2 protein-coding genes and 1 pseudogene are annotated in these 1,573 nt (G+C 66.4%); 2 read left to right on the top strand and 1 reads right to left on the bottom strand.

Annotated features, from left to right (window positions below):
- Together WCB02_RS14140 and WCB02_RS14145 are read left to right on the top strand one after the other, a co-directional pair.
- Nucleotides 1-128: pseudogene (locus WCB02_RS14140) on the top strand (rhomboid family intramembrane serine protease); the annotation flags it as partial.
- A gap of 210 nt (nt 129-338) precedes the next feature.
- On the top strand, nt 339-767 hold the full coding sequence (locus WCB02_RS14145) for a CBS domain-containing protein (protein WP_423958841.1): 429 nt from the start codon (nt 339-341) through the stop codon (nt 765-767).
- A 74-nt stretch (nt 768-841) separates the two neighbouring features.
- On the opposite strand, the gene WCB02_RS14150 is transcribed toward WCB02_RS14145, so the two are convergent.
- Nucleotides 842-1,573: patatin-like phospholipase family protein (locus WCB02_RS14150; protein ID WP_423958842.1), on the bottom strand; the 732-nt coding region annotated here is incomplete at its 5' end.

A 1,573-nucleotide genomic window follows, 5' to 3' on the forward strand; every position in this document is an offset into this window, starting at 1 on the left:
GCGTCGCCTGGCAGGCCCATATCGGCGGCTTCTTCGCCGGCCTGATCCTGTTCTCGCTGTTCGACCCGGTACCGCGCACAGGCGGCGATGCTGCAACTGCGTTGTCGAACCCGCCGTCGCAGCATTAGGCAGCATTAGTACGTATTTCTGATTCCCTTGCAGTGCTGCCGGAATTGATCCATCATCACAGGTCTCGTCGGGTAGCGGCGCAAGTCCGCGAACAAGCAGAGCCGCAGGACCCGGCGCCCGCAAAAAAGCGGCGTCCAACCGTTGAAAATTCGAGGAAACGAGGGCTGTGCTCGTTGCACGGGTGCGGCCGGATTCAGGGAGAGACGACCATGACGGTACGTGCCATTCTCGAAGCCAAGGGCCAGCAGGTGTTGAGCGTCGAGCCGGACGCAAAATTGTCCGTCGCGATCAGGATGCTCAGCGAGCGCAAGATCGGCGCCGTGCTGGTGATGAGCCAGGGCCGCATCGAAGGCATCCTGTCGGAGCGCGACATCGTGCGCGTGCTGGGCGAGCGCGGTGCCGCCGTGCTCGACGAGCCGGTCAGCGAGGTCATGACGCGCAAGGTCGTGAACTGCCGGCGCAGCGACACCGTCGGGGCGATCATGGAAATGATGACCATGGGCAAGTTCCGCCATCTCCCCGTCATCGAAGGCGATCGGGTGGTCGGGCTGATCTCGATCGGCGACATCGTCAAATGGCGCGTGCAGGAATATGAGAGCGAGCAGGAAGCGATGCGCCAATACATCAAGACCGCCTGATCGCGAGCGCAGGATGCGGACAAGCCCATGCCGCGGCCGGCCCGCGGGCCGGCTGCTCGACCGCAGCCTGGCCCCTAGGGAATCTTTGCCGGCGCGGCGTTGGGCGCCAATATGTGGATCGCTTCCTGGATCGAGTCGATCGCGCGCTCGGCGGCGCGCGCGCCCATGTCGATCAGGTCGCTGGCGCGGTGGAAGTCGAACCAGCCGATCTGGCCGACCCGCGGCGAGATCAACAGGTCCGGCGGATCGCCGGCCAGCCGCGCGCGGGTGATGCGGTCCTGCATGATGTTGAAGGCATCGACCATGACGGAGGAGATGCCCGGCCGGCCGCCGCTGCCGAAGAACTCCCGCTTCACGGTGCGCTCGGGCGAGAAGAACCGGCCGATGCCGCGCCTCTGTGGCGCCGGCGCGATGTCCGGGTCCCGCGCTTCGGCCGGCGCGCCATGCGCATAGATCGTGGTGGAATGGGTGAAGATGTCGCTGGACAGGGTGGCGGCGATGACGATTTCGGCGCCGAGCGCGCGCGCCGCCGACACCGGCACCGGATTGACCAGCGCGCCGTCGACCAGCCAGCGGTCGCCGATCAGGACCGGCGCGAAGATTCCGGGCAGCGCGTAGGAGGCGCGCATCGCATCCACCAGCCGGCCATGCGTCAGCCAGATCTCGTGGCCGGTGCGAACTTCGGTCGCTACGGTGGCGAATTTGAACGGCAATTCCTCGATCCGCGTGTTGCCGATCGAAGCCTCGAGCTGGGCCGCGAGCTTGTCGCCGCCGATCAGGCCGGAGCCGTTAAGGCGGATGTCGAG

It is taken from the genome of Bradyrhizobium sp. (assembly GCF_049581145.1).
Classification (GTDB): Bacteria; Pseudomonadota; Alphaproteobacteria; order Rhizobiales; family Xanthobacteraceae; genus Bradyrhizobium.

Bases quoted from the DNA above. Each gene is read 5' to 3' on its own strand.
- WCB02_RS14145 (WP_423958841.1), top strand. From the start codon at position 339: ATGACGGTACGTGCCATTCTCGAAGCCAAGGGCCAGCAGGTGTTGAGC.